Here is a 23705-nt window from a genome sequence, read left to right as displayed (position 1 = left end):
CACGGTTTATGAATATCTCCGCGCATAACTGTAATGCTGGAGAAGCAGATGAACCGTTTTATTGTGGCCGATGCCAGTAAGTGTATTGGTTGCCGTACCTGTGAAGTGGCGTGCGTGGTTTCCCATCAGGCGGAGCAGGACTGCGCGTCGCTTACCCCTGACACCTTCCTGCCGCGCATCCACGTCATCAAAGGCGTGAATATTTCCACCGCCGCCATCTGTCGCCAGTGCGAAGACGCACCGTGCGCGAACGTCTGCCCGAACGGGGCGATTAAACGCGAGAAAGGCTTTGTGCATGTGATGCAGGAGCGCTGCATTGGCTGCAAAACCTGCGTGGTCGCCTGTCCGTATGGCGCGATGGAGGTGGTGGTCCGTCCGGTGGTGCGCAACAGCGGTATGGGGCTGAGCGTGCGGGCGGAGAAAGCCGAAGCCAACAAGTGCGACCTGTGCTACCACCGCGACGCCGGTCCGGCCTGCATGGAAGCCTGCCCGACGCACGCGCTGGTCTGCGTGGATCGCGACAAGCTTGAGCAGATGAGCGCCGAAAAGCGCCGTCGCGCGGCGTTCGACACCTCGTCATCACTGCTGTTCTGAACCGTATGAGCAGCAACGGCGTTCAGCTGCGCGTGCGCGGCAAAGTGCAGGGCGTAGGGTTTCGTCCCTTCGTCTGGCAGCTGGCGCAGGCGCTTCAGTTGACCGGTGACGTCTGCAATGACGGAGAGGGCGTGCTGGTGCGCCTCGCGGGTAATGGGGGGGCCTTTACCGCGAGGCTGCATCAGGACTGCCCGCCGCTGGCACGCATTGACCACGTGGAAACGCAGCCGTTTACCTGGGCGCACGTGCCGGAGGACTTCAGCATCCGCCACAGCGCGGGCGGGGCGATGGACACGCAGATCGTCCCCGACGCCGCGACCTGTCCGGCGTGCCTGGCTGAAATGCGCGACCCCGGCGAGCGCCGCTATCGCTATCCGTTCATCAACTGCACGCACTGCGGGCCGCGGTTTACCATTATCCGCGCGATGCCCTACGACCGCCCGGCCACGGCAATGGCACCGTTCCCGCTCTGTGTGCCGTGTGAAGCAGAGTACCGCAATCCTGCCGACCGCCGTTTTCACGCTCAGCCGGTAGCCTGCCCGGACTGCGGGCCCGCGCTTATGTGGCGTGCGGGCGACATAACTGCTGAGCGCGAGGCTGCGCTGCGCGCGGCGGTGGCGATGCTGAAAAGCGGCGGTATTGTCGCCGTCAAAGGGCTGGGCGGCTTTCACCTCGTCTGCGATGCGCAAAACCCACAGGCGATAGTGAAATTGCGGTCACGCAAACAGCGCCCGTCGAAGCCGCTGGCGGTGATGATCCCGCATGCGGATGACCTGCCGGAGACGGTTCAGGCGCTGCTACGATCACCCGCCGCACCCATTGTGCTCACGCCAAAAGCCTGGCTGCCCGCGTTCCCGGAAGGTATCGCGCCCGGTCTGGATTCCGTGGGCATCATGCTTCCTGCGAACCCGCTGCAGCATCTTTTGATGATGGACTGCCAGCGCCCGCTGGTGATGACTTCAGGTAACCTCAGCGGCAGACCGCCAGCCATCACCAGCCGGCAGGCGCTGGAGGAGCTCAGCGGCATCGCGGACGGTTTCCTGCTGCATAACCGCGATATCCTGCAGCGGATGGATGATTCGGTGATGGATCGAGACGGGGCGATGCTGCGCCGGGCGCGCGGTTTTGTGCCCGATGCCATCACGTTGCCTGCGGGTTTCGAGAATATTCCCGCCATGCTATGCACCGGCGCGGAGATGAAAAACACCTTCTGCCTGGCGCGTGGGAACCAGGCGGTGCTGAGCCAGCATTTTGGCGATCTCGGTGACGAGGGTGTCGAAGCGCAGTGGCGCAGCGCGCTCTCGACGATGCAGGAAATTTACAGCTTTCAGCCGGAACGCATTGTATGCGATGCCCATCCGGGGTACCGCGTGCGTCAGTGGGCGCAGGTGCAAGGGCTGCCCGTTGAAACTGTCCTGCATCATCACGCCCACGCGGCTGCGTGCCTGGCGGAGAACGGCTGGCCACTCGACGGCGAAGACGCAATTGCCCTGACGCTGGACGGGATCGGCATGGGTGAGAACGGCGCGCTGTGGGGCGGGGAGTGCCTGCGGGTGAACTATCTCGCGTGTGAGCGTCTGGGCGGGCTGCCTGCCGTTGCGCTTCCGGGGGGCGATCTGGCGGCGCGGCAGCCGTGGCGCAATTTACTCGCCCACTGCCTGGCGTTTGTGCCTGACTGGCAGCAGTACCCTGAAACGCGTGCGGTACAGCGCCAGAACTGGCCGCTGCTGGCGACGGCGATCCGGCGTGGCATCAACGCGCCGCGAGCTTCTTCCTGTGGTCGCCTGTTTGACGCGGTTGCCTGTGCGCTCGGCATCGACACGCAGCGTTACGAAGGGGAAGCGGCCTGCCGGCTGGAAGCCCTGGCCTCGCAGTGCTCGGGTGTCGACCATCCGGTAACGCTGGACGCGGATAACCTCGCGCAATTCTGGCAGCAGTGGCTGAGCTGGCAGGCGGATCCCTGCGAGCGCGCGTGGGCGTTTCACGACGCGCTGGCAAAAGGGCTGGCGCATCTTGCCGCGTTCCATGCCCGACGCCTGTCGCTGTCGACAATCTGTCTCAGCGGCGGCGTGCTGCACAACCGTCTGCTGCGCGCGCGCCTGCGTCATTATCTTTCTGACTTTACGCTTCTTTTTCCTTCGCGCCTGCCCGCAGGTGACGGAGCGATCTCCTTCGGGCAGGCGGTGGTCGCCGCTGCCCGGTCATGTTTACAAAGGACTAAAAATGTTACGACTGTTACGCAATGAACCTCGTGCCGCGCTTCTGCTGCTGGCTCTGGTAATGGCAAACCTGCTGGCCTGGGGATGGGCATGGCAGACCTTTAGCGGCAGCACGGCGCTGATGGCCGCCAGCCTGCTGGCGTGGTGCTACGGGCTGCGTCACGCGGTGGACGCCGACCACATTGCCGCCATTGATACCGTGACGCGTAAGATGATGCAGCAGGGCAAACGCCCGTCCGGCGTAGGGGCGTGGTTCTCGCTGGGACACTCCACCATCGTGGTGCTGGCCTCCATTGCTATCGCCGCGACCGCGACGGCGTTTCAGAAAAACATGGAATGGTTCCACGAAACCGGCAGCCTGATTGGCACCGCCGTTTCCGCCTCCTTCCTGCTGGCGATGGCGCTGGTGAACATGGTGATCCTGCGCGGAGTCTGGCGCAGTTTTCAGGCGCTGAAAAAAGGCCAGCCGGTGCAGGGCGACATCACGCTGCCTGCCCAGGGCGGCGTCATGAACTGGCTGTTTGGCAAAACCTTCCGCCTCGTCAATAAAAGCTGGCAGATGTATCTGGTGGGTTTCCTGTTTGGCCTCGGTTTTGACACGGCCACCGAGATTGGCGTGCTGGGGATCTCTGCCGCCAGCGCCTCCAGCGGGATGTCGGTGTGGTCAATCATGATCTTCCCGGCGCTCTTCGCCAGCGGCATGGCGCTGGTGGATACCCTCGATAATCTGCTGATGGTCGGCGCCTACGGCTGGGCCTTTAACAAGCCGCAGCGCAAGCTCTACTACAACATGACTATCACCAGCACCTCCGTGGTGGTGGCGCTGTTTATCGGCGGGCTGGAAGCGCTGGGTCTGCTGATGGACAAATTTGCCCTCAGCGGCGGCGTGTGGGATCTGATTGGCACGGTAAACGACAACCTGGGCAACGCCGGGTTTGTGGTGGTCGGGCTGTTCGTTTCCTGCTGGCTGATCTCCATGGTCAACTACCGCTGGCGCGGCTACGACGCGCTGGTGGTGCGTTCCTGATCCGGCTCCTGCACAGCGTAACCTCCGCGACTTCCTCAATGGCTGGCGCATAGCGGCATACCGATAAAAAATGCTGAAAATATAGGACTTTTGCGGAATAAAATATATTCCGCATTCTTCGCTTGTGTGAAATAGCGAGAAAGATAATTGAGTTATTTATAAAAATTCGCCATGATTTACCTCCGGCTGCTCATATCTTTTCAGGCTGGGGCGGGCGTCAATAATAAATCGAGATGATGTTTTTAAGCTTTTCCATATTAAAGTATTTACGAAAATAATAAATAAGGGATTGATAGCGATGATATATCTGCTTTGCATTTATTTTATGAATAGGATTCGTAAAAAAAAGCTCCGGGATATCGGGGCGGTGAATAATAATAATATCCAAAGGTTAAGTAAGCATGACCCTTTTGCAGGCCGGGTAGGCGAAGCGCCACCCGGCAAAAAGAGGGTTAAGCAGGTAGCAATTTCAGCAGAGCGAAAGCCTCCTTCATCCGATCTTCACTGACCACAAAAGCGCGTAGTTGATCCTCGTTGTCTACGCCATGCGCGACCATTCCCTGCTGTTCGAGGGTTATTTTCCAGTTCAGATCCTGACGCTGCGTTTCACCTGCGAGATGCAGCGGTAATTCCGGCGTTTTTACTTTAATTAGCATGGCGGGTAATTTCAGCGGCGCGCTGCCGCCGAGCAGGTTTTTAGCAAGATACATCGCGCTTAATTGGATTGGCTGTAAAAAGGGAAGTACCTGACCATTAATTTCAGCGCAGTCTCCTAACGCGTAAATATCAGGTTGCGTGGTTTGCAGATAGCTATTTACCTTCACGCCACGCTGTATTTCGGCGCCTGCGCGATGCGCCAGCGCGGTTTCCGGGCGCAGGCCCGTCGCCGCGATAACCGCATCCACCTCAACGCTGCGGTTGCGGTCGAGCACGGCACGAATGCCGCCTTCGGTTTTACTCAGGCTTTGCAGCTGCGATTTCAACAGCAGATGTACCCCCATGTCGGTCAGATGATGCTGTAAGCGACTGCTTACTTCTGCGGGCATCAGCGACGACAGAATGCTCGCCGCATGGTCGACCAGGGTGACGGATTTGCCCGCCCGGCAGAAATCCATCGCCAGCTCGGTGCCTATCAGCCCGCCGCCGACAATCATCACGCGCTGCGCGTCGCGAAGCCCCGTTTCGCTGGCCTGATACTCCTGCTGGCTATTGAGGGTGATTATCAGCTCGCGGCCCTCAATCGGCGGCACAAACGCAGAGGCACCCGTGGCAAGCACCAGCCTGTCGTACTGCCAGGTTTTCTCTGTCGCTTTCACAACGTGAGCGGCGGCGTCGATGTCGGTGACCCAGGTGTACGGGAACAGGCGCAGGTTAAACAGCTCGGCGAACTCCCCCGCCGTCTGGCGGGTGAGATCTTCGGCGCGCTGATTCTGACTAATCACGTGGCTTAAGTCAGGCTTGTTGTACTCGTCCATGCTGTCGGCGGCAATCACCGTCAGCGACACGCTGGCGTCCTGTTTGCGGATGTTTTTCACCAGCTGACGGGCGGCAAAGCCCGAGCCGATGATGACGATGCCGTGGCTCATTTTGCCTCCGTTGCCAGTTCGTCAAAAACGTCTTTCCCGAGGGAACATTCCGGGCAGAGGAAGTTGTCCGGCACGTCACTCCACGGCGTACCCGGCGCGACATCCTGCAGCGGCTCGCCCAGCTCAGGGTCGTAGATCCACTGGCAGACGCTGCACTGCATGCGCGGGCCGAGGTCGGCGGCAGCCGCAGCGGCGCAGGCACAGGTGCCCTGCTGTTCGACCGGTTTCGCTGCTTGCGGAAGCGGTGCAAGCGCCCACTGCCGCGCAATGTCGCGGCCGTGCTGGCGGCAGATCTCCAGGGCGTCGATATCCGGTCGCCATTTGGCTTTAAGGCTGAGGGACATCTCAAAACCGGCATCCTGTAAACGGGTGGAAAGGCGGTCTACCGCGCCGCCGCTCCAGCCATGGGAGCCAAAGGCGCTGGCGCGCTTGTTACGGAAGCGCAGGCCGGTCATCTCTTCCACCAGACCGGCAATTTTCGGCATCATTACGTTGTTCATGGTGGAGGTGCCCACCAGCACGCCCTTAGAGCGGAACACGTTGGTCAATACCTCGTTCTTATCGCTGCGCGCCACGTTGAAGATTTTCACCGCCACGTTCGGGTCCACTTCGTTGATGCCCTGGGCAATGGCGTCCGCCATCATGCGGGTGTTGTTGGACATGGTGTCGTAGAAAATCGTAATGCGGTCTTCCTGATAGTCCGCCGCCCATTTCAGGTACAGCTCCACAATCTGGGTGGGATTTTCACGCCACACCACGCCGTGAGAGGTAGCAATCATCTCCACCGGCAGATTAAAGCCGAGGATCTCGGTGATTTTAGGCGTCACCAGGCGGCTGAACGGGGTAAGGATGTTGGCGTAGTACCGCTGGCACTGTTCGAACAGTTCGGTCTGATCCACTTCGTCATTAAACAGGCGTTCGTCGCAGTAGTGCTGGCCGAAGGCATCGTTGCTGAACAGCACCGCGTCGCCGGTCATGTAGGTCATCATGCTGTCCGGCCAGTGCAGCATCGGCGTTTCCACGAAGATCAGCTGCTTGCCGTTGCCGATATCCAGCGCGTCGCCGGTTTTCACGGTGTGGAAATTCCACTCCGGATGGTGGTGGTGGCCGTTGAGCGAGTCGATGGCGTTGCTGGTGCAGTAGATCGGCGTGTTCGGGATGTAAGACATCAGCTCGGTCAGCGCGCCGGCGTGATCTTCTTCCGCGTGGTTGATGATGATGTAGTCGATGGCGTCCAGGTCGATTTCGCTGCGCAGGTTCTGCACGAACTCGCGGCTGAACTTGTGATCGACGGTATCGATCAGCACGTTTTTTTCTTCGCGGATGAGATAGCTATTGTAGCTGCTGCCGCGCAGCGTTTTGTATTCCGTCCCGTGGAAATCGCGCACTTCCCAGTCACGTTGACCCACCCAATGAATGTTATTTTTAACCAGAATAGACATAGCAACCTCTACGTAATACAGCATTTTCAAATAAGATGATTTGCTTATATCAAGTTGCGTGCCAGTTTTTAATTATTTGATTTTAATGAGTTAATGTTGTCATGCCTCGCAGTGGGTAGTCATTATGACTATCAAATATATTGTCAATATGACAATATTAATTGTCAAAATGACAGCGAGGTCACTATGAGCTTTTCCGTAGACGTGCTGGCGAAGATCGCCATTGAGCTGCAGACCGGTATCGGCCATCAGGACCGCTTTCAGCGGCTGATCTCCACGCTGCGCCACGTGCTTGAGTGCGATGCGTCCGCACTGCTGCGCTACGAGGGGCGGCAGTTTATTCCGCTGGCTATCGACGGGCTGGCGAAGGACGTGCTCGGACGGCGTTTTACCCTTGAGGGCCATCCGCGTCTGGAAACTATCGCCCGCGCGGGTGACGTGGTGCGCTTTCCGGCGGACAGCGATCTGCCCGACCCGTACGATGGGCTTATTCCCGGCCAGGAGAGCCTGAAGGTGCACGCCTGTATCGGCCTGCCTTTATTTGCCGGACAAAATCTGATTGGCGCGTTGACCCTCGACGGCCTTTCGCCGGACCAGTTCGATGCCTTTAGCGACGAAGAGCTGCGCCTGATTGCCGCCCTGGCCGCCGGGGCGCTTAACAACGCGCTGCTGATTGAACAGCTTGAGAGCCAGAATATCCTTCCCGGCAGCCCGGCGGCGTTTGAGCAGGTCACGCATACGGAGATGATTGGCCTCTCTCCGGGCATGGCGCAGCTCAAAAAAGAGATTGAGATCGTTGCCGCTTCCGATTTGAACGTGCTGATCTTCGGGGAGACCGGCACTGGCAAGGAGCTGGTGGCGAAGTCCATTCACGAAGCGTCGCCGCGCGCGGTGAACCCGCTGGTGTACCTCAACTGCGCCGCGCTGCCGGAAAGCGTGGCGGAAAGCGAGCTGTTTGGTCACGTTAAAGGGGCGTTTACCGGGGCCATCAGCAACCGCAGCGGCAAGTTCGAAATGGCCGATAACGGCACGCTGTTTCTGGACGAAATCGGCGAGCTCTCCCTGTCGCTGCAGGCCAAGCTGCTGCGCGTGCTGCAGTACGGCGACATCCAGCGCGTGGGGGATGACCGCAGCCACAGAGTGGACGTTCGCGTGCTGGCGGCCACCAACCGCGACCTGCGTGAGGCGGTGCTGGCCGGGCAGTTCCGCGCCGATCTGTTTCATCGCCTGAGCGTGTTCCCGCTTACCGTGCCGCCGCTGCGCGAGCGCGGGGACGACGTGGTGCTGCTGGCGGGCTATTTCTGCGAACAGTGCCGTCTCAGGATGGGGCTTTCCCGCGTGGTGCTGAGCCCGGGTGCGAGGGCGTATCTGCTGAGCTACGGCTGGCCGGGCAACGTGCGCGAGCTGGAGCACGCGATTCACCGCGCGGTGGTGCTGGCGAGGGCGACGCGTTCGGGAGATGAGGTGGTAATTCATGCGCGGCATTTTGCACTGCATGAGGAAACTGCCCCGACCGTGAAGGCTGCCGCACCTGAGAGCGCAAACGAGAATCTGCGCGAGGCTACGGAAGAATTCCAGCGTCGGATGATTACCCGCGCGCTGGAGCAGAATAACCGCAGCTGGGCGGCGTGCGCGCGGGCGCTGGAGATGGACGTCGCCAACCTGCACCGGCTGGCGAAGCGTCTGGGACTGAAGGGTTAGATAATGCCGGCCTGATAGAAATCCTGAAGGTTGATGGCGCCGCACAGCCTGCCGGTGTCATCCACCACCGGTGCGGCGGTGATTTTGCGCTTCATCAGCACCTCTTTGGCTTCAATGGCGCGGCTCTCGGCGTTCAGCGTCAGCCCCCCTTTGGTCATGGCGTCCGACACTTGGGTTTCCAGCCTGCCGCCGCCCACCAGCCAGCGGCGCAGGTCGCCGTCGGTGAATACGCCTTTGACGTACCCGTCGTCATCGCACACCGCCACCAGCCCCAGACCGGTGCGGCTGAGCTCCAGCATCGCGTCCATGACGCTGGTATTGAGTTTGACCTGCGGAATAGCATCGTCGGTGCGCATCAGGTGGTGAACCTTGTTGAGCAGGCGTGCCCCGAGCGCACCTGCCGGATGCGAGCGAGCGAAATCTTCTTCGTTAAAGCCGCGCGCCTGCATCACCGCCATTGCCAGCGCGTCGCCCATCATCAGGGTATTCACGGTGCTGGAGGTCGGAGCGAGGTGCATCGGACAGGCTTCACGCTCAACGGAAATATCCAGCGTCGCTTTGGCGGCCAGCGCTAGCGGCGAGCGGGATTTCCCGGTCATCGCCAGCAGGGCAACCGATTTTTCCTGCAGGCGCGGAATAATGAGATCCAGCTCTTTGGCCGAACCGGAGTAGGAGATAAACAGCATCACGTCGCGGCTTTCTATCATCCCCAGATCGCCGTGCAGCGCCTCTGCCGGATGCACGAAGAAGGCCGGGGTGCCGGTGCTGGCGAGCGTCGCGGCAATCTTTTTGCCGATATGGCCGGATTTACCGATGCCCGCCACGATCACTTTGCCTTCGCAGTGGATAATGGTGTTGGCGGCGCGGACAAAATCCTCGCCCAGACGTTCCGACAGGCGGCTGGCTTCCTGCAGCTCCAGCATCAGCGTCTGGCGGCCCGTTTCTAACAGAAAATCACTCATCTCTCTCTCCGGTTACGATCACGTCGATTCCTTTCTCTTCCAGCGCTTTTTTGAACGCCGGGTCGATACCCGCGTCGGTAATCAGCTTATCGACGCTTTCAAGGCTACAGACAATGTTGGGGCTTTTGCGGCCAAACTTCGACGAGTCCGCCATCAGAATCACTTCCCGCGCGGCGTTGCACATGGCTTTACTAACGCTGAATACCTCGTTGAACGTCGTAACGCCCGCATTCAGGTCGATGCCGTCGGTGCCCATGAACAGCTTATCAAAGCTGAAGTGGTCGAAGGCATTTTCCGCCAGCTGACCGTGAAACGACGCCGATTTTTTGCGGAAGGTGCCGCCGGGCATCAGGATGGTCTGCTCGCTGTCGAACTCCGACAGGGCGTTGACGATGTGCAGGCTGTTGGTCATCACCGTGATGTTGTTAAAGCGGCTGAGCAGCGGGATCATCTGCAGGACGGTACTGCCGGCATCCAGAATGATGGAGTCGCCATCGTGGATAAATTTTACGGCGGCTTCGGCAATCATCGCTTTCTGGTGGGTATTGATCAGCGTTTTGTGGTCGATAGGCGGGTCGGCTTCGTCTTTATTGAGCACCACGCCGCCGTAGGTTCGAATGACGGCGCCAGAGTTTTCGAGCAATACAAGATCCTTGCGTATCGTCGTGCCGGTGGTGTCAAAGTAGTGGGCCAGATCTTCTACCGAACATTTTCCCTGCTTTTGCAGATGCTCGAGAATGGCCGCCTGCCGCTGACGAGGTTTCATAGGCGCTTCGTTCCTTAGGTTGCGAAATGATAATTTCGCAAGTCTATATCTTTCACAACGAAATTATCCATGTTTCAGATTAAGCGCTAATGATAGTGCATTCTGACAGAGTGGATCATGGGGAAAGATCACATCAGGCTGCAATTCCTGCAGCGAAATGCCGTTGATTGCCTGGATTTTCACCGGACGGGCAAAGACGGTCATGCCGCGCATGATGAGGGAATCGCAGACGTTATTGTTTTCGTCCAGCGCAATAGCCACGACGACTCGCGGTTTAAAGCGTCCGCCGGAACGCCCGACGCCCACGCGGCCTTTCTGGCACAGTGCATCAAACGCGCGGTTAAACTGGTAAATTTGCCAGCCGCCGAACGCCATCTGGCAGAGCCAGGCGAGGGCGGCGACGGTGATGAGTGCGGTGACCATATCGGCTCCTTATTGTGTACCCTCTCCCGGTGGGAGAGGGTTAGGGTGAGGGCATCAGGCCGCTCGATCAGAACATTACCTGCCCGCCGGTGACGTTAATCGACTGCCCGGTGCAGTACGAGGCTTTCGGGCTGGCGTAAAACAGCAGCATGTTCAGCACGTCCTGATAATCGCACCCGCGCTTCAGCGGCACTTTATCGATGTAGTACTGCTCCACTTCCTCAGCCTTGATGCCGAGCTTGGTGGCATACTGCGGCAGCAGGGACTGGAACATCGGCGATTTCAGCAGGTTACCCAGCATCAGCGAATGTACGGTAATGCCGTACTCGGCCAGATCCAGCGCCAGAGACTGCGTCAGTCCCACGCCGCCAAACTTCGCCGCGCTGTAGCCGGAGTTGTGCTTGCTGCCCACTTTTCCTGATTTGGAGTTGATCTGAATAATGCGTCCCTGAATGCCGTCGCGAATCATCAGACGGGAAAACTCACGGGCACAGAGGAAATAGCCCACCAGATTGACCTGCAGCGAGCGGTCAAAATCCCCCAGTTCGAAATCGCTGATAAAGGCCGCTTTCGCAATTCCCGCGCTGTAGACCAGCAGATCGGTACGCCCAAAAATCTCGTCCACGCCGCGGGCCAGCGCCATCACGCTCTGCTCGCTGGTGGCGTCGGCGCCAAACCCGTACGCCATTCCTTCGCCAAACCCGGTGTTAATGGTGTCCGCCACGCGGGCGGCTTTTTCACTCTGAATATCCACTACCGCCACGCGGTAGCCCTCTGCGGCAAGCCCACGGCAGAGGAACTCGCCTAAGGTTTGTCCTCCACCAATGACAACGGCAACCTGACTCATGTCTATCTCCTTAATTACGCAACAAATTTTAACGTGCAGCCTGGGGTGACAGCCTGCGGAACCGGGCCCGCCACGTGAACCGTACCGGGATACTCGGCCTGCGGCTGGCCGTCGAAACGCAGGGTGATGTGGCCCAGCTCGCGCAGGTTTTGTTCGGCCACATCGCCGACGGCGGTCACGGCATAGCGCGCCTCGCCCAGCTCAAGCTGGCTACCGGCCTTCAGCTCACCGTTCAGTTCGCCGTGGCAGTGGATAAAACAAAACTCTTCGATATCCGCAGGCGCCCCTTCGCGAAAGGTGATCAGCATCTGGTCGCTCAGCGCGTCGGCCGCGCTCTGGCCGATGCGGGTAATGGTGGTTTGGTAAATCACGGTCATTGCAGGAACCTCTTATTGATAAATAAAGCCGGAAACAAACCAGGCAATCAGCACCGTCGGGGCGCCCGTCAGGAAGCGGCTCACCAGCACGGACGGCACGCCCACGCGCACGGTGTCCTGGCGCGCTTCGGCCAGCGACAGCCCAACGGGGATGAAGTCGCACGCCGCCTGGGCGTTAATGGCAAACAGGGCAGGCAGGGCGAGGTGCGGGGGAATGTTCCCCAGACCAATCTGCACGCCAATCAGCACGCCGATGACCTGAGCGATCACCGCGCCCGGGCCGAGGAACGGCGACAGCAGCGGGAAGGAGCAGATCAGCGCCAGCGTCACCAGCCCGAGCGGGTGGCTGGCGAGCGGGGCGAGGCCGTGGGCAATCCAGTCGCCCAGGCCGGAGGCCATGATGATGCCGATCAGCGCCGAGACGAACGCCATAAACGGCAGAATGGTTTTCAGCACCGTGTCGATGGTGTCGCGCCCGGACTGGAAAAGCACCGCCACGGCGGAACCCATGCCCATCCCGACCTTCGCCAGCAGGCCGTCGCTCTGCTCGGTGATCTTCTTGCTGGTGTCGTACTCGCGCGGGGCCGCTTTTTGCGGCGCGGCAGTGCCATTCACCAGAGTAATGTTGTCCTCCTTTACGCCCGAGACATAAATGTCTTCAAGGATGTACTGCGCCAGCGGGCCGGATTTACCGGTGGAGTGAATATTTACCGTCGGAATACGGCGCTTCGGATAGATACCGCAGCGCAGCGTGCCGCCGCAGTCGATCACCGCCACGCCGATTTCCGCTTCCGGCGGCTCGCCTTCCTTGAAGCCGTCGACCGCTTCCCAGCCGGTCAGCTCGCGCAGCCTGTCGACGATCGCCGGGCGGGTACCCGCGGTGATGTAGACGATCTTTTTACCTTTGGTGGCGTCGAACTCCAGCGGGCCGCCCCAGCCGCCCGTGCCTTTGTCAATGCGGATCCGGTTCATGCTGTGGCTCCTGAAAGATGGACCTTCTGTTCAAGCTGGATGCCCATTTTTTTCTCGAAAATAGCGGTGGTGAGGTCGGTCACCCAGCCGCGGAAGAAGTTGGTCACCAGACCGACCAGCAGGTAGCTCACCGCCAGCGGGCCGAGCGGCAGGCCAAGCGTAGTAAGGCCGCTGGCGATCCCGAGATAAACGAACAGCTCGCCGGGGTTGATGTGCGGGAACAGGCCGTTCATGGAATGGCAGCTGTAGGAAGCGGCGGCGTAGTAGCTCGGCTTGTACTTTTCCGGCATAAAGCGGCCGAGGCTTAAGGTCATCGGGTTGCAGAACACGAAGGTGCCGATAAAGGGCAGTATCAGGTAGCGGGACAGCGGGTTTCCGGCGCAGCGCTGGGCGAAGCGTTCAATGCGCTGCTGCCCGATAAAGTTGATCAGCGCGTTCATGATCACCAGCAGGCTGATCAGCAGGGGCAGGATCCCGGTCACCATGCCGGTGAACACTTCTCCGCCTTTTTGAAATAGCCCGATGAACCACTCGGCGCCGTGGGTGATGGTTTCTATCATTCTTCTCTCCTGTGAGGCTTTTTTGTTTTTGTCTGGCTGGGCTAATAATAATCACTTTGAAAGGTTTTAAAGTGTTAGTTAGATCTCACAATGAAAGAAAAACGGATTATTTTGAAAGTTTATTGGTTGGGATAATGATTTTCGATGGAAAAAGGCGCGGATTTGCGTAGGGAAGGTGCGTACCGCTTCCTTGAGGTGTTGCGCATGCTTTACCATACTGGGTTCTTATCGAACCCGTTAAATGGATGTCTCATGTTCAAGCGTCGTTATGCAGCGCTGTTGCCTGCGCTTATTCTGCTGTCTGCCTGTAGTAGCAAACCTAAGACCGAAGCCGTTCAGCAAACGGCGGGCGCGCCTTCCGGAGGCTTCCTGCTGGAGCCGCAGCACAATATGATGCAGATGGGGGGCGACTTCGCGAATAACCCGGCGGCCGAGCAGTTCATCGATAAAATGGTGAGCAAACACGGCTTTGACAGACAGCAGCTGCACGAAATTTTGTCTCAGGCGAAGCGTCTGGACTACGTGCTGCGTCTGATGGACAGACAGGCGCCGACGGCCCAGGTGCCGAGCGGGCCGAACGGCGCGTGGCTGCGCTATCGCAAGCAGTTTATTACTCCGGACAACGTGCAAAACGGCGTGGCGTTCTGGAATCAGTATGAAGAGGCGCTCAACCGCGCGTGGCAGGTGTACGGCGTACCGCCTGAAATCATCGTCGGGATTATCGGCGTGGAAACCCGCTGGGGCCGCGTGATGGGCAAAACCCGCATCCTGGATGCGCTGGCGACGCTCTCCTTTAACTACCCGCGCCGCGCGGAGTATTTCTCTTCCGAGCTGGAAACCTTCCTGCTGATGGCGCGCAACGAACAGGACGATCCGCTCGATCTGAAAGGGTCGTTTGCCGGCGCGATGGGCTACGGCCAGTTTATGCCGTCGTCCTATAAACAGTATGCCGTCGACTTTAACGGAGATGGCCATATCAACCTGTGGGATCCGGTGGATGCCATCGGCAGCGTGGCGAACTACTTCAAAGCGCACGGCTGGGTGCCGGGCGGGCAAGTTGCGGTGCAGGCGAACGGCGAGGCGTTTGGGCTGGAAAACGGCTTTAAAACCAAATACAGCGTTGCACAGCTGACGGCGGCAGGCTTAACGCCAACCCAGCCGCTGGGCAATGTCGATCAGGTGAGTCTGCTGCGTCTGGATGTCGGGACGGGCTATCAGTACTGGTACGGTCTGCCGAATTTCTACACCATTACCCGCTATAACCACAGCACCCACTATGCGATGGCCGTATGGCAGCTGGGGCTGTCGGTATCGCAGGCCCGCGTGCCGGCGGCGTCACCGTTTAGTCAGTAAGTCACCTTATTCCCCCTCTCCCTGTGGGAGAGGGCTGGGGTGAGGGCATCCGCGCGCATCTATTTCCCGCAGAAACATTTCGCCACACTCCCTCTGCAAACCCGCCATTTACATCTTAACTACCTTTTATTATTGTTATGTTATAACGTTTAATTTGGTGTCGAGATGTCAACGTCCCTTTTCTCTCTGTCTGCTCCGGTTCGGCTTTTGCTGGCGCTGGTGCTGGTTGTCTTTATTGGGCTGGCCGTGCGCTGGGCGGTGGCATTGCCATGATTGTGATGAATGAACTGGTCGCGGGTTATGAACGCCAGCCCATTACGCGGCCCCTTTCGGGCACGATTGAGCGCGGAAGCATGACCGCCATTATCGGCGCTAACGGCTGCGGGAAATCCACGCTGCTGAAAACGCTGGCGGGGTTTATTCCTCCCGTCAGCGGCGGCTTTCGCTGGCAGGGGAAGCGCCCGGTAATCGGATGGCTGGCACAGCGTCACGCGCTGGAGGCGCAGTTTCCGCTGACCGTGCGCGATGTCGTCAGCATGGGCTGCTGGCCGGGCATTTCGCTGCTTTCCGGGTTTCGTCGCGAAACGCGGTTGCGTATTGCCAGCGCGCTTGAGCGCGTCGGACTGGAAACCATGGCCTTATCCACCATCGATGAGCTCTCCGGCGGGCAGTTCCAGCGCATGTTGTTTGCCCGCGTTCTGGTACAGCAGGCGCCGCTGGTGATGCTGGATGAGCCCTTTACCGGCGTCGATGAAGCCACCTGCAACGTGCTGATGGACGTGATGCTGGAGATGTATATGCAGGGGCAAACGCTGCTCGCGGTACTGCACGACAGCGAGCGCGTGTCGCGCCATTTCCCGCAAACGCTGCGGCTGGATGCTGACGTGCCCCAGTGGAAAACCGAGCGGGTGAGGGTGGCATGATCTGGCATCTCTTTTTTCAGCCGTTTATTGAGTACGGCTTTATGCGTCGTGCCCTGGTGGTTTGCCTGGCGCTCTCGGTCAGCACCACCGCGCTCGGCGTGTTTCTTCAGCTGCGTCGGATGAGCCTGATGGGCGACGCCCTTTCTCACGCCATTTTGCCGGGCGTCGCTGTGGGATACTTGCTCAGCGGCATGTCGCTGCTGGCGATGAGTATTGGCGGTTTTATCGCGGGCATTACCGTGGCGCTGCTGGCCGGTCTGGTCAGCCGACGCACGCCGCTTAAGGAAGATGCCAGCTTCGCGGGGTTTTACCTTGGCTCACTGGCGTTGGGCGTCACGCTGGTGTCGCTGCGCGGATCGAATGTCGATCTGCTGCATCTGCTGTTTGGCTCCATCCTCGCCGTGGACAACGACGCCGCGCTGTTTGTCACGGGCGTGTGCATGTTCACCCTTATCGTGCTGGCGATGTTCTATCGCGGACTGGTTACCGAAGCGTTTGACACCGCCTGGCTGCAGGTGAACGCCCGCTGGCTGCCCGGCCTGCTGCACGGATTGTTTCTGGCGCTGCTGGTTCTTAACCTGGTGGCTGGTTTTCAGGTGCTCGGCACGCTGATGGCCGTCGGGCTGATGATGCTGCCAGCCGTGGCGGCCCGCTGCTGGGTGCGCACGCTGCCTGCGTTACTCCTGATGGCGGGCATCAGCGGTATTTTCTGCGCATGGCTGGGGCTGAGCCTCTCCTGGGCAATGAGTTTGCCTGCCGGGCCATCCATCGTGCTCACCGCCAGCGCGCTGTTCTTTATTTCCATTTTACTGGGCACGCGAAGCAGGCTCGCTGGCAGCCTGCGCGCGCTTTTTTAACGCAAGGGGAAACGATGAAACGAACAGGATTAGTAGTGGCGCTCGCGCTGGGGATGATGTCGCACGGCGTGATGGCGAAAACGCTGAATGTGGTCACCAGCTTTTCGATATTGGGGGATATCACGCAGGAGGTGGGCGGTGACCATGTGAACGTGACGACGCTGGTGGGGCCGGACGGCGATCCGCATACCTTTGAACCGTCGCCGAAAGACAGCGCGGCGCTGAGCAAGGCCGATGTGGTGGTGGTGAACGGCCTGGGGCTGGAGGGCTGGCTCGATCGGCTGGTGAAGGCCTCCGGTTTCAAAGGACAGCTGGTCGTCGCCTCAGCCGGGGTGAAAACTCACACGCTTGAGGAAGATGGAAAGACCGTGACCGATCCGCACGCGTGGAACAGCGCGGCGAACGGGGCGCTGTATGCACAAAATATTCTGAACGGGCTGGTGAAAGCCGATCCGCAGGACAAAGCCGCGCTGGAAGCCTCCGGTAAACCGTATATCGCGCAGCTTAACCAGCTGGATAGCTGGGCCAAAACGCGCTTTAGCCAGATCCCGCAGGCGAAGCGTAACGTGTTGACCAGCCATGACGCATTCGGCTATTTCAGCCGCGCCTACGGCGTGACGTTTATGGCGCCTCAGGGACTGTCGTCCGAGAGCGAGGCCAGCGCGTCGCAGGTTGCTGAGATTATCAATCAGATCAAAGCCGACGGCGTCAAAACCTGGTTTATGGAGAATCAGCTCGATCCGCGTCTGGTGAAGCAGATAGCGTCGGCGACGGGCGCACAGCCGGGGGGCGAACTGTATCCGGAAGCGCTGTCGGCAAAAGGCGGGGTGGCAGACACCTATGTTAAGGCATTTCGCCACAATGTGAACACTCTCGCCGACAGCATGAAATAACCATTCCATCGCCGGTGCGTCCGTACCGGCTTTTTTCTGAAGCCCCCTCGTAAAACCTGAAGTGCATCCCCACATCTGACGAGAAAGTGCTATCTTGTGCAGCACGTTTTTCTGATGCCTGGAGCGAGAATGACTGACCATGAATTGATGCAGCTTAGCGAGATCGTTGGCCTTGCGCTGAAGCAGCGTGGCGCGACAATCACCACCGCGGAATCCTGCACCGGCGGCTGGGTGGCGAAAGCGATTACCGATATTGCCGGCAGTTCCGCCTGGTTTGAACGCGGATTTGTGACCTACAGTAACGAAGCTAAAGCACAGATGATTGGCGTGCGCGAATCCACGCTTGAACAGCATGGCGCGGTCAGCGAACCGGTGGTGATCGAGATGGCCATTGGTGCGCTCAAAGAGGCGCGCGCAGATTACGCAATTTCCATTAGCGGCATTGCGGGCCCGGACGGCGGCAGCGACGTGAAGCCTGTCGGCACAGTCTGGTTTGGGTTTGCTACTTCTAAAGGCGAAGGCATCACCCGCCGGGAGTGCTTCAGCGGCGATCGCGAAAGCGTGCGTCGTCAGGCAACGGAATATGCGTTAAAAACGCTCTGGCAACAATTTCTACAAAACACTTGATACTGTATGACTATACAGTATAATTGCACCAACAGAACAGAAATCCACGGTGAAGCACAGTCGCTTCTCCCGGCATGACAGGAGTAATAATGGCTATCGACGAAAACAAACAGAAAGCGTTGGCGGCAGCACTGGGCCAGATCGAAAAGCAATTCGGTAAAGGCTCCATCATGCGCCTGGGTGAAGACCGTTCCATGGATGTGGAAACTATCTCCACCGGTTCGCTTTCTCTGGATATCGCGCTGGGCGCTGGCGGCCTGCCTATGGGCCGTATCGTAGAAATCTACGGGCCAGAGTCCTCCGGTAAAACCACCCTGACGCTGCAGGTCATTGCCGCGGCACAGCGCGAAGGTAAAACCTGTGCGTTTATCGATGCCGAGCACGCGCTGGACCCTGTGTATGCCCGTAAGCTGGGCGTCGATATCGACAACCTGCTGTGTTCTCAGCCGGATACCGGTGAGCAGGCACTGGAAATTTGTGACGCGCTGGCGCGTTCTGGTGCTGTTGACGTTATCGTGGTCGACTCCGTTGCTGCACTGACGCCAAAAGCCGAAATCGAAGGCGAAATCGGCGACTCTCATATGGGCCTTGCGGCTCGTATGATGAGTCAGGCGATGCGTAAGCTGGCGGGTAACCTGAAGCAGTCCAACACGCTGCTGATCTTCATCAACCAGATCCGTATGAAAATTGGCGTGATGTTCGGTAACCCGGAAACCACGACCGGGGGGAACGCCCTGAAATTCTACGCCTCTGTCCGTCTGGATATCCGCCGTATCGGCGCGGTGAAAGAGGGGGAGAACGTCGTCGGTAGCGAAACCCGCGTCAAGGTTGTGAAGAACAAAATCGCAGCGCCGTTCAAGCAGGCTGAGTTCCAGATCCTCTACGGCGAAGGTATTAACTTCTTCGGTGAGCTGGTTGACCTGGGCGTGAAAGAGAAGCTGATTGAAAAAGCGGGCGCCTGGTACAGCTACAACGGTGACAAGATTGGTCAGGGTAAAGCGAATGCCATCTCCTGGCTGAAAGAGAACCCGGCTGCGGCGAAAGAGATCGAGAAGAAAGTGCGTGAGCTTCTGCTGAACAACCAGGACTCCACGCCTGATTTCGCGGTTGATAGCGCGGATGCTGAAGAAACTAACGAAGACTTTTAATTCTCTCGTTTAACAATGAAGGGCTGCTGATGCGGCCCTTTTTGCATTTCTGAATCAGCAGGTTTTTTTATGAGTGAACCGACAACACGTCGACCCGCGTATGCACGCTTACTTGATCGCGCGGTGCGCATCCTGGCCGTCCGTGACCACAGTGAACAGGAGCTGCGGCGAAAACTGTCGGCGCCGGTGATGAGTAAAAACGGCCCGGAAGAGATTGATGCCGCCGCGGAAGATTATGACCGCGTCATCGCCTGGTGCTATGAGCATCGCTATCTTGATGACGAGCGTTTTGCCTCGCGGTTTCTCGCCAGCCGTGGCCGTAAAGGATACGGGCCCGCGCGCATCCGGCAGGAGCTAAACCAGAAAGGGGTAGCCAGGGAGTCCATCGAAAAAGCGATGCGCGAATGCGATATTGACTGGTGCGAACTGGCAAGAGAACAGGCGATTCGCAAGTACGGCGAGCCGCTGCCGCGTGAATTTTCAGAAAAAGTCAAAATCCAGCGCTTTTTGCTCTACCGCGGCTTTCTGATGGAAGATATTCAGGATATCTGGCGTAATTTTGCCGATTGAACGCATGCGGGATTTTACTTCCCACTAAAGAAAACTTATCTTATTCCCACTTTTTCCAGTAGCTGGTCTGTCCAACGGTTTACCGATACAGGCTGGCTACGACATTTCGTTAGCTTGATTTCAGGATAATTATGAGCAAGAGCACCGCTGAGATCCGTCAGGCGTTTCTCGATTTTTTCCATAGTAAGGGACACCAGGTTGTTGCCAGCAGCTCCCTGGTACCGAACAACGATCCGACTCTGCTGTTTACCAACGCCGGGATGAACCAGTTCAAGGATGTGTTCCTTGGTCTCGACAAGCGTAATTATTCCCGCGCCACAACCTCACAGCGTTGCGTGCGTGCGGGCGGTAAACACAACGACCTGGAAAACGTCGGTTACACCGCGCGTCACCACACCTTCTTCGAAATGCTGGGTAACTTCAGCTTCGGCGACTACTTCAAACACGATGCCATTCAATATGCGTGGGAACTGCTGACCGGTGAAAACTGGTTCAACCTGCCGAAAGAGCGTCTGTGGGTTACCGTCTATGAAACCGATGACGAAGCCTACGAAATCTGGGAAAAAGAAGTCGGGATCCCGCGCGAGCGTATTATTCGCATCGGCGATAACAAAGGCGCGCCTTACGCGTCCGACAACTTCTGGCAGATGGGTGACACCGGTCCTTGCGGTCCGTGCACCGAGATCTTCTACGATCACGGCGACCACATCTGGGGTGGCCCTCCAGGAAGCCCGGAAGAAGACGGCGATCGCTACATTGAGATCTGGAACATCGTCTTCATGCAGTTCAACCGTCAGGCCGACGGTACGATGGAGCCGCTGCCGAAGCCTTCCGTTGATACCGGTATGGGGCTGGAGCGTATTGCCGCGGTTCTGCAGCACGTTAACTCCAACTATGAGATTGACCTGTTCAGCACCCTGATCAAAGCCGTTGCCGAAGTCACCGGCGCGACCGATCTGAACAACAAATCGCTGCGCGTTATCGCGGACCACATTCGTTCCTGCGCGTTCCTGATTGCAGACGGCGTTATCCCGTCGAATGAAAACCGTGGCTACGTGCTGCGTCGTATCATTCGTCGTGCTATTCGTCACGGCAACATGCTGGGCGCGAAGGACACCTTCTTCTACAAACTCGTTGGGCCACTGATCGGCGTGATGGGTTCAGCCGGTGACGAGCTGAAACGCCAGCAGGCGCAGGTTGAGCAGGTTCTGAAAACCGAAGAAGAGCAGTTTGCCCGTACTCTGGAGCGCGGTTTGGCGCTGCTGGACGAAGAGCTGGCGAAACTCAAGGGCGACACGCTGGATGGCGAAACAGCTTTCCGCCTGTACGATACCTATGGCTTCCCGGTTGACCTGACGGCGGACGTTTGCCGCGAGCGCAACATCAAAGTTGACGAAGCGGGCTTCGAAGCCGCGATGGAAGAGCAGCGCCGTCGTGCGCGTGAGTCCAGCGGTTTCGGTGCAGACTACAACGCGATGATCCGCGTTGATAGCGCGTCTGAATTCAAAGGTTATGAGGCGCTGGAACTGACCGGCAAAGTGACCGCCCTGTTTGTTGACGGCAAAGCCGTGGACAGCATCAGCGCGGGCCAGGATGCGGTTGTCATTCTGGACAAAACGCCATTCTACGCCGAATCCGGCGGTCAGGTTGGCGATAAGGGCGAACTGAAAGGCAACGGTTTCAGCTTCAGCGTCAGCGACACCCAGAAATACGGTCAGGCGATTGGTCACCAGGGCAAGCTGGTTTCCGGTTCTCTGAAAGTGGGCGAGGGCGTCCAGGCTAACGTTGATGAAGCTCGCCGCGCGCGCATTCGTCTGAACCACTCGGCAACCCACCTGATGCACGCGGCCCTGCGCGATGTGCTCGGTACCCACGTTGCACAGAAAGGTTCTCTGGTTAACGACAAAGTGCTGCGCTTCGACTTCTCGCATTTTGAAGCGATGAAACCATCTGAAATCCGTGCGGTGGAAGATCTGGTAAACGCGCAGATCCGTCGTAACCTGCCAATCGAGACTCATATCATGGATCTTGAGGACGCGAAGAAAAAAGGTGCGATGGCGCTGTTTGGTGAGAAATACGACGAACGTGTTCGCGTGCTGAGCATGGGCGACTTCTCTACCGAGCTGTGCGGTGGTACACACGCCTCGCGCACCGGTGACATCGGCCTGTTCCGTATTGTTTCCGAGTCGGGTACGGCGGCAGGTGTGCGTCGTATTGAAGCGGTGACCGGTGAAGGTGCGATTGCCAGCCTGCATGCGCAGAGCGATCAGCTGCACGATATCGCGCAGCTGCTGAAAGGCGATAGCCAGAACCTGGGCGAGAAAGTGCGCGTTGCGCTGGATCGCACGCGTCAGCTGGAAAAAGAGCTGCAGCAGCTGAAAGAGCAGGCTGCGGCGCAGGAGAGTGCAAACCTCTCCAGCAAGGCTGTAGACATTAAGGGCGTCAAACTGCTGGTCAGCGATCTGGCGGGCGTTGAGCCTAAGATGCTGCGTACTATGGTCGACGATCTCAAGAACCAGCTTGGTTCTACCGTTATCGTGCTGGCGACAGTGGCAGAAGGTAAGGTTTCTCTGATTGCGGGCGTCTCTAAGGATGTGACCGACCGCGTAAAAGCAGGGGAACTGATTGGTATGGTCGCTCAGCAGGTGGGCGGCAAGGGTGGCGGTCGTCCGGACATGGCGCAAGCCGGTGGTACGGATGCGGCGGCACTTCCAGCGGCATTGGCCAGCGTTGAAAGCTGGGTAAGCGCGAAACTGTAATAACTACAAAGCACAAGCAGACGCCATAGCGGTAACGTTATGGCGTCTTGTTCACTGTGCTATCGATAACGATAAAGTCAGGTTGAGTTTGTGTATATCGGCTAAACTTACGTTTAACAGAATGTGATGCCGTGACTGCTTACACTTTACGTGTTTGTCATCGCTTACTTTTTGGCGTTATATGATGGATAATGCCGGGATACAAGAGACCCGACTCTTTTAATCTTTCAAGGAGCAAAGAATGCTGATTCTGACTCGTCGAGTTGGTGAGACCCTCATGATTGGGGATGAGGTCACCGTGACAGTTTTAGGGGTAAAGGGTAACCAGGTACGTATTGGTGTTAACGCTCCTAAAGAAGTATCTGTCCACCGTGAAGAGATCTACCAGCGTATCCAGGCTGAAAAATCCCAGCAGTCCAGTTACTGATATTGTCGCGTCTCGCTGTCGGGCGAGACGCAACCCTCCTGTCATTTTTCCTGCTCAAAGTTACCGTTTAATTTCAATCGCTCTCTTTTTAACCGCTCCATAACCCTTAACTCGTCCTATCTCCGCCTTTTCTGCATAGGTTTTCTGTGAAGAAGCCTGCAAAATCCGCTTATAAAACACCCTCTTTGCGGCTTTTACATGCGAATTGCGTGTGATTTGTGCAAACGATAAAAGCTTTTGGAAAATTGTTTGACTTATAAGTCCCAGAAAGTAATATATGCGCCACGCAGCGACGAGAAGCTCTTAACGAGTTGCTCGAAGCACTCGAAAGAGGCGTTGTGTGGTGAGGTGGCCGAGAGGCTGAAGGCGCTCCCCTGCTAAGGGAGTATGCGGTCAAAAGCTGCATCCGGGGTTCGAATCCCCGCCTCACCGCCATTTTGCATCCGTAGCTCAGCTGGATAGAGTACTCGGCTACGAACCGAGCGGTCGGAGGTTCGAATCCTCCCGGATGCACCATCTATTACTTCATATTGCTTTAGAAGTGATATGAATATCGAGCAGTACAGTAGTAAATCCCGATGCATCCGTAGCTCAGCTGGATAGAGTACTCGGCTACGAACCGAGCGGTCGGAGGTTCGAATCCTCCCGGATGCACCATCTATTACTTCATAT

22 protein-coding genes and 3 tRNA genes are annotated in these 23705 nt (G+C 58.1%); 16 read left to right on the top strand and 9 right to left on the bottom strand.

Annotated elements, in window-relative coordinates:
* The first annotated feature begins 48 nt into the window (after window positions 1–48).
* From hydN to ACWYRJ_RS08600, 3 genes are read left to right on the top strand one after another with little or no spacing between them, the layout of a single operon-like run.
* Window positions 49–594 carry an electron transport protein HydN gene (gene hydN, locus ACWYRJ_RS08610; protein ID WP_455507733.1) on the top strand — a complete coding sequence of 182 codons (546 nt, stop codon included), beginning with the start codon at window positions 49–51 and terminating at the stop codon, window positions 592–594.
* 5 nt (window positions 595–599) lie between these two features.
* Window positions 600–2840 (top strand): carbamoyltransferase HypF, encoded by a 2241-nt coding sequence (hypF, locus tag ACWYRJ_RS08605; protein WP_455507732.1) that lies wholly within the window; start codon window positions 600–602, stop codon window positions 2838–2840.
* Entirely contained in the window at window positions 2818–3840 is a 1023-nt protein-coding gene (locus ACWYRJ_RS08600; RefSeq protein ID WP_149366666.1) for a HoxN/HupN/NixA family nickel/cobalt transporter, read from the top strand. The genes hypF and ACWYRJ_RS08600 overlap by 23 nt, the downstream gene beginning before the upstream one ends.
* Before the next feature lie 452 nt (window positions 3841–4292).
* Here ACWYRJ_RS08600 and norW read toward each other — a convergent pair whose 3' ends face one another.
* Both norW and norV read right to left on the bottom strand, forming a co-directional pair.
* On the bottom strand, window positions 4293–5426 hold the full coding sequence (norW, locus tag ACWYRJ_RS08595) for an NADH:flavorubredoxin reductase NorW (protein ID WP_455507731.1): 1134 nt from the start codon (window positions 5424–5426) through the stop codon (window positions 4293–4295).
* A complete protein-coding gene (norV, locus tag ACWYRJ_RS08590) occupies window positions 5423–6868 on the bottom strand; it encodes an anaerobic nitric oxide reductase flavorubredoxin (protein ID WP_455507730.1) in 1446 nt (481 codons plus the stop codon). Before norV ends, norW begins: the two co-directional genes overlap by 4 nt.
* Window positions 6869–7054: 186 nt before the next feature.
* Here norV and norR point away from each other — a divergent pair, with 186 nt between their 5' ends.
* A complete protein-coding gene (gene norR, locus ACWYRJ_RS08585; protein WP_455507729.1) occupies window positions 7055–8569 on the top strand; it encodes a nitric oxide reductase transcriptional regulator NorR in 1515 nt (504 codons plus the stop codon).
* Here the strand turns inward: norR and gutQ are convergent.
* The 7 genes from gutQ to srlA form a co-directional block, all read right to left on the bottom strand.
* A complete protein-coding gene (gutQ, locus tag ACWYRJ_RS08580) occupies window positions 8566–9531 on the bottom strand; it encodes an arabinose-5-phosphate isomerase GutQ (protein WP_455507728.1) in 966 nt (321 codons plus the stop codon). The two genes, norR and gutQ, sit on opposite strands and share 4 nt — an antisense overlap.
* On the bottom strand, window positions 9524–10297 hold the full coding sequence (srlR, locus tag ACWYRJ_RS08575) for a glucitol operon DNA-binding transcriptional repressor SrlR (RefSeq protein ID WP_115876141.1): 774 nt from the start codon (window positions 10295–10297) through the stop codon (window positions 9524–9526). Before srlR ends, gutQ begins: the two co-directional genes overlap by 8 nt.
* A 63-nt stretch (window positions 10298–10360) precedes the next feature.
* On the bottom strand, window positions 10361–10720 hold the full coding sequence (gene gutM, locus ACWYRJ_RS08570) for a transcriptional regulator GutM (RefSeq protein WP_111965492.1): 360 nt from the start codon (window positions 10718–10720) through the stop codon (window positions 10361–10363).
* Between the two features lie 67 nt (window positions 10721–10787).
* Entirely contained in the window at window positions 10788–11567 is a 780-nt protein-coding gene (gene srlD / locus ACWYRJ_RS08565; RefSeq protein WP_111965493.1) for a sorbitol-6-phosphate dehydrogenase, read from the bottom strand.
* Window positions 11568–11581: 14 nt separating this feature from the next.
* Complete coding sequence (gene srlB / locus ACWYRJ_RS08560) at window positions 11582–11944, bottom strand: PTS glucitol/sorbitol transporter subunit IIA (RefSeq protein WP_008499554.1); 363 nt, start codon at window positions 11942–11944, stop codon at window positions 11582–11584.
* 12 nt (window positions 11945–11956) lie between these two features.
* Window positions 11957–12916 (bottom strand): PTS glucitol/sorbitol transporter subunit IIB, encoded by a 960-nt coding sequence (gene srlE / locus ACWYRJ_RS08555; RefSeq protein ID WP_223580366.1) that lies wholly within the window; start codon window positions 12914–12916, stop codon window positions 11957–11959.
* A complete protein-coding gene (srlA, locus tag ACWYRJ_RS08550) occupies window positions 12913–13476 on the bottom strand; it encodes a PTS glucitol/sorbitol transporter subunit IIC (protein WP_003862164.1) in 564 nt (187 codons plus the stop codon). Before srlA ends, srlE begins: the two co-directional genes overlap by 4 nt.
* A gap of 252 nt (window positions 13477–13728) precedes the next feature.
* Between srlA and mltB the strand changes: the two genes are divergently transcribed.
* The 12 genes from mltB (at window position 13729) to ACWYRJ_RS08490 (ending at window position 23690) form a co-directional block, all read left to right on the top strand.
* A complete protein-coding gene (gene mltB / locus ACWYRJ_RS08545; RefSeq protein WP_455507727.1) occupies window positions 13729–14829 on the top strand; it encodes a lytic murein transglycosylase B in 1101 nt (366 codons plus the stop codon).
* A 269-nt stretch (window positions 14830–15098) separates the two neighbouring features.
* On the top strand, window positions 15099–15752 hold the full coding sequence (locus ACWYRJ_RS08540) for a metal ABC transporter ATP-binding protein (protein WP_455507726.1): 654 nt from the start codon (window positions 15099–15101) through the stop codon (window positions 15750–15752).
* Window positions 15749–16609, top strand: coding sequence for a metal ABC transporter permease (locus tag ACWYRJ_RS08535; RefSeq protein ID WP_133295027.1), 861 nt, complete (start codon window positions 15749–15751; stop codon window positions 16607–16609). Before ACWYRJ_RS08540 ends, ACWYRJ_RS08535 begins: the two co-directional genes overlap by 4 nt.
* A 14-nt stretch (window positions 16610–16623) precedes the next feature.
* Window positions 16624–17502, top strand: coding sequence for a metal ABC transporter substrate-binding protein (locus ACWYRJ_RS08530; protein WP_111965497.1), 879 nt, complete (start codon window positions 16624–16626; stop codon window positions 17500–17502).
* Window positions 17503–17631: 129 nt separating this feature from the next.
* Entirely contained in the window at window positions 17632–18129 is a 498-nt protein-coding gene (gene pncC / locus ACWYRJ_RS08525) for a nicotinamide-nucleotide amidase (protein WP_032643004.1), read from the top strand.
* Between the two features lie 89 nt (window positions 18130–18218).
* The gene (recA, locus tag ACWYRJ_RS08520) at window positions 18219–19277 is read left to right on the top strand and encodes a recombinase RecA (protein ID WP_024907698.1); all 1059 of its coding nucleotides are present in this window, start codon (window positions 18219–18221) and stop codon (window positions 19275–19277) included.
* 69 nt (window positions 19278–19346) lie between these two features.
* Window positions 19347–19847: a recombination regulator RecX gene (recX, locus tag ACWYRJ_RS08515; RefSeq protein WP_111965498.1), complete on the top strand. Its 501-nt coding sequence runs from the start codon at window positions 19347–19349 to the stop codon at window positions 19845–19847.
* A gap of 131 nt (window positions 19848–19978) precedes the next feature.
* Window positions 19979–22606, top strand: coding sequence for an alanine--tRNA ligase (alaS, locus tag ACWYRJ_RS08510; RefSeq protein ID WP_223580361.1), 2628 nt, complete (start codon window positions 19979–19981; stop codon window positions 22604–22606).
* Window positions 22607–22847: 241 nt separating this feature from the next.
* Window positions 22848–23033 carry a carbon storage regulator CsrA gene (csrA, locus tag ACWYRJ_RS08505; RefSeq protein WP_000906486.1) on the top strand — a complete coding sequence of 62 codons (186 nt, stop codon included), beginning with the start codon at window positions 22848–22850 and terminating at the stop codon, window positions 23031–23033.
* A gap of 342 nt (window positions 23034–23375) precedes the next feature.
* Window positions 23376–23468 (top strand) — tRNA-Ser (locus tag ACWYRJ_RS08500).
* A gap of 4 nt (window positions 23469–23472) precedes the next feature.
* A tRNA-Arg gene (locus ACWYRJ_RS08495) sits at window positions 23473–23549 on the top strand.
* Window positions 23550–23613: 64 nt separating this feature from the next.
* Window positions 23614–23690, top strand: a tRNA-Arg gene (locus ACWYRJ_RS08490).
* Window positions 23691–23705: the final 15 nt, after the last annotated feature.

Source organism: Enterobacter sp. (assembly GCF_977039595.1).
The sequence above is the reverse complement of the archived record's forward strand: the minus strand, read 5'-3'. Positions and strand labels throughout refer to the sequence as shown.

Bases quoted from the DNA above. Each gene is read 5' to 3' on its own strand.
- hypF (WP_455507732.1), top strand. From the start codon at position 600: ATGAGCAGCAACGGCGTTCAGCTGCGCGTGCGCGGCAAAGTGCAGGGC.
- srlA (WP_003862164.1), bottom strand. From the start codon at position 13,476: ATGATAGAAACCATCACCCACGGCGCCGAGTGGTTCATCGGGCTATTT.
- recX (WP_111965498.1), top strand. From the start codon at position 19,347: ATGAGTGAACCGACAACACGTCGACCCGCGTATGCACGCTTACTTGAT.
- gutM (WP_111965492.1), bottom strand. From the start codon at position 10,720: ATGGTCACCGCACTCATCACCGTCGCCGCCCTCGCCTGGCTCTGCCAG.
- csrA (WP_000906486.1), top strand. From the start codon at position 22,848: ATGCTGATTCTGACTCGTCGAGTTGGTGAGACCCTCATGATTGGGGAT.
- ACWYRJ_RS08600 (WP_149366666.1), top strand. From the start codon at position 2,818: ATGTTACGACTGTTACGCAATGAACCTCGTGCCGCGCTTCTGCTGCTG.
- srlR (WP_115876141.1), bottom strand. From the start codon at position 10,297: ATGAAACCTCGTCAGCGGCAGGCGGCCATTCTCGAGCATCTGCAAAAG.
- pncC (WP_032643004.1), top strand. From the start codon at position 17,632: ATGACTGACCATGAATTGATGCAGCTTAGCGAGATCGTTGGCCTTGCG.
- srlE (WP_223580366.1), bottom strand. From the start codon at position 12,916: ATGAACCGGATCCGCATTGACAAAGGCACGGGCGGCTGGGGCGGCCCG.
- srlB (WP_008499554.1), bottom strand. From the start codon at position 11,944: ATGACCGTGATTTACCAAACCACCATTACCCGCATCGGCCAGAGCGCG.
- alaS (WP_223580361.1), top strand. From the start codon at position 19,979: ATGAGCAAGAGCACCGCTGAGATCCGTCAGGCGTTTCTCGATTTTTTC.
- norW (WP_455507731.1), bottom strand. From the start codon at position 5,426: ATGAGCCACGGCATCGTCATCATCGGCTCGGGCTTTGCCGCCCGTCAG.
- hydN (WP_455507733.1), top strand. From the start codon at position 49: ATGAACCGTTTTATTGTGGCCGATGCCAGTAAGTGTATTGGTTGCCGT.
- gutQ (WP_455507728.1), bottom strand. From the start codon at position 9,531: ATGAGTGATTTTCTGTTAGAAACGGGCCGCCAGACGCTGATGCTGGAG.
- ACWYRJ_RS08530 (WP_111965497.1), top strand. From the start codon at position 16,624: ATGAAACGAACAGGATTAGTAGTGGCGCTCGCGCTGGGGATGATGTCG.
- recA (WP_024907698.1), top strand. From the start codon at position 18,219: ATGGCTATCGACGAAAACAAACAGAAAGCGTTGGCGGCAGCACTGGGC.
- norR (WP_455507729.1), top strand. From the start codon at position 7,055: ATGAGCTTTTCCGTAGACGTGCTGGCGAAGATCGCCATTGAGCTGCAG.
- ACWYRJ_RS08535 (WP_133295027.1), top strand. From the start codon at position 15,749: ATGATCTGGCATCTCTTTTTTCAGCCGTTTATTGAGTACGGCTTTATG.
- norV (WP_455507730.1), bottom strand. From the start codon at position 6,868: ATGTCTATTCTGGTTAAAAATAACATTCATTGGGTGGGTCAACGTGAC.
- mltB (WP_455507727.1), top strand. From the start codon at position 13,729: ATGTTCAAGCGTCGTTATGCAGCGCTGTTGCCTGCGCTTATTCTGCTG.
- ACWYRJ_RS08540 (WP_455507726.1), top strand. From the start codon at position 15,099: ATGATTGTGATGAATGAACTGGTCGCGGGTTATGAACGCCAGCCCATT.
- srlD (WP_111965493.1), bottom strand. From the start codon at position 11,567: ATGAGTCAGGTTGCCGTTGTCATTGGTGGAGGACAAACCTTAGGCGAG.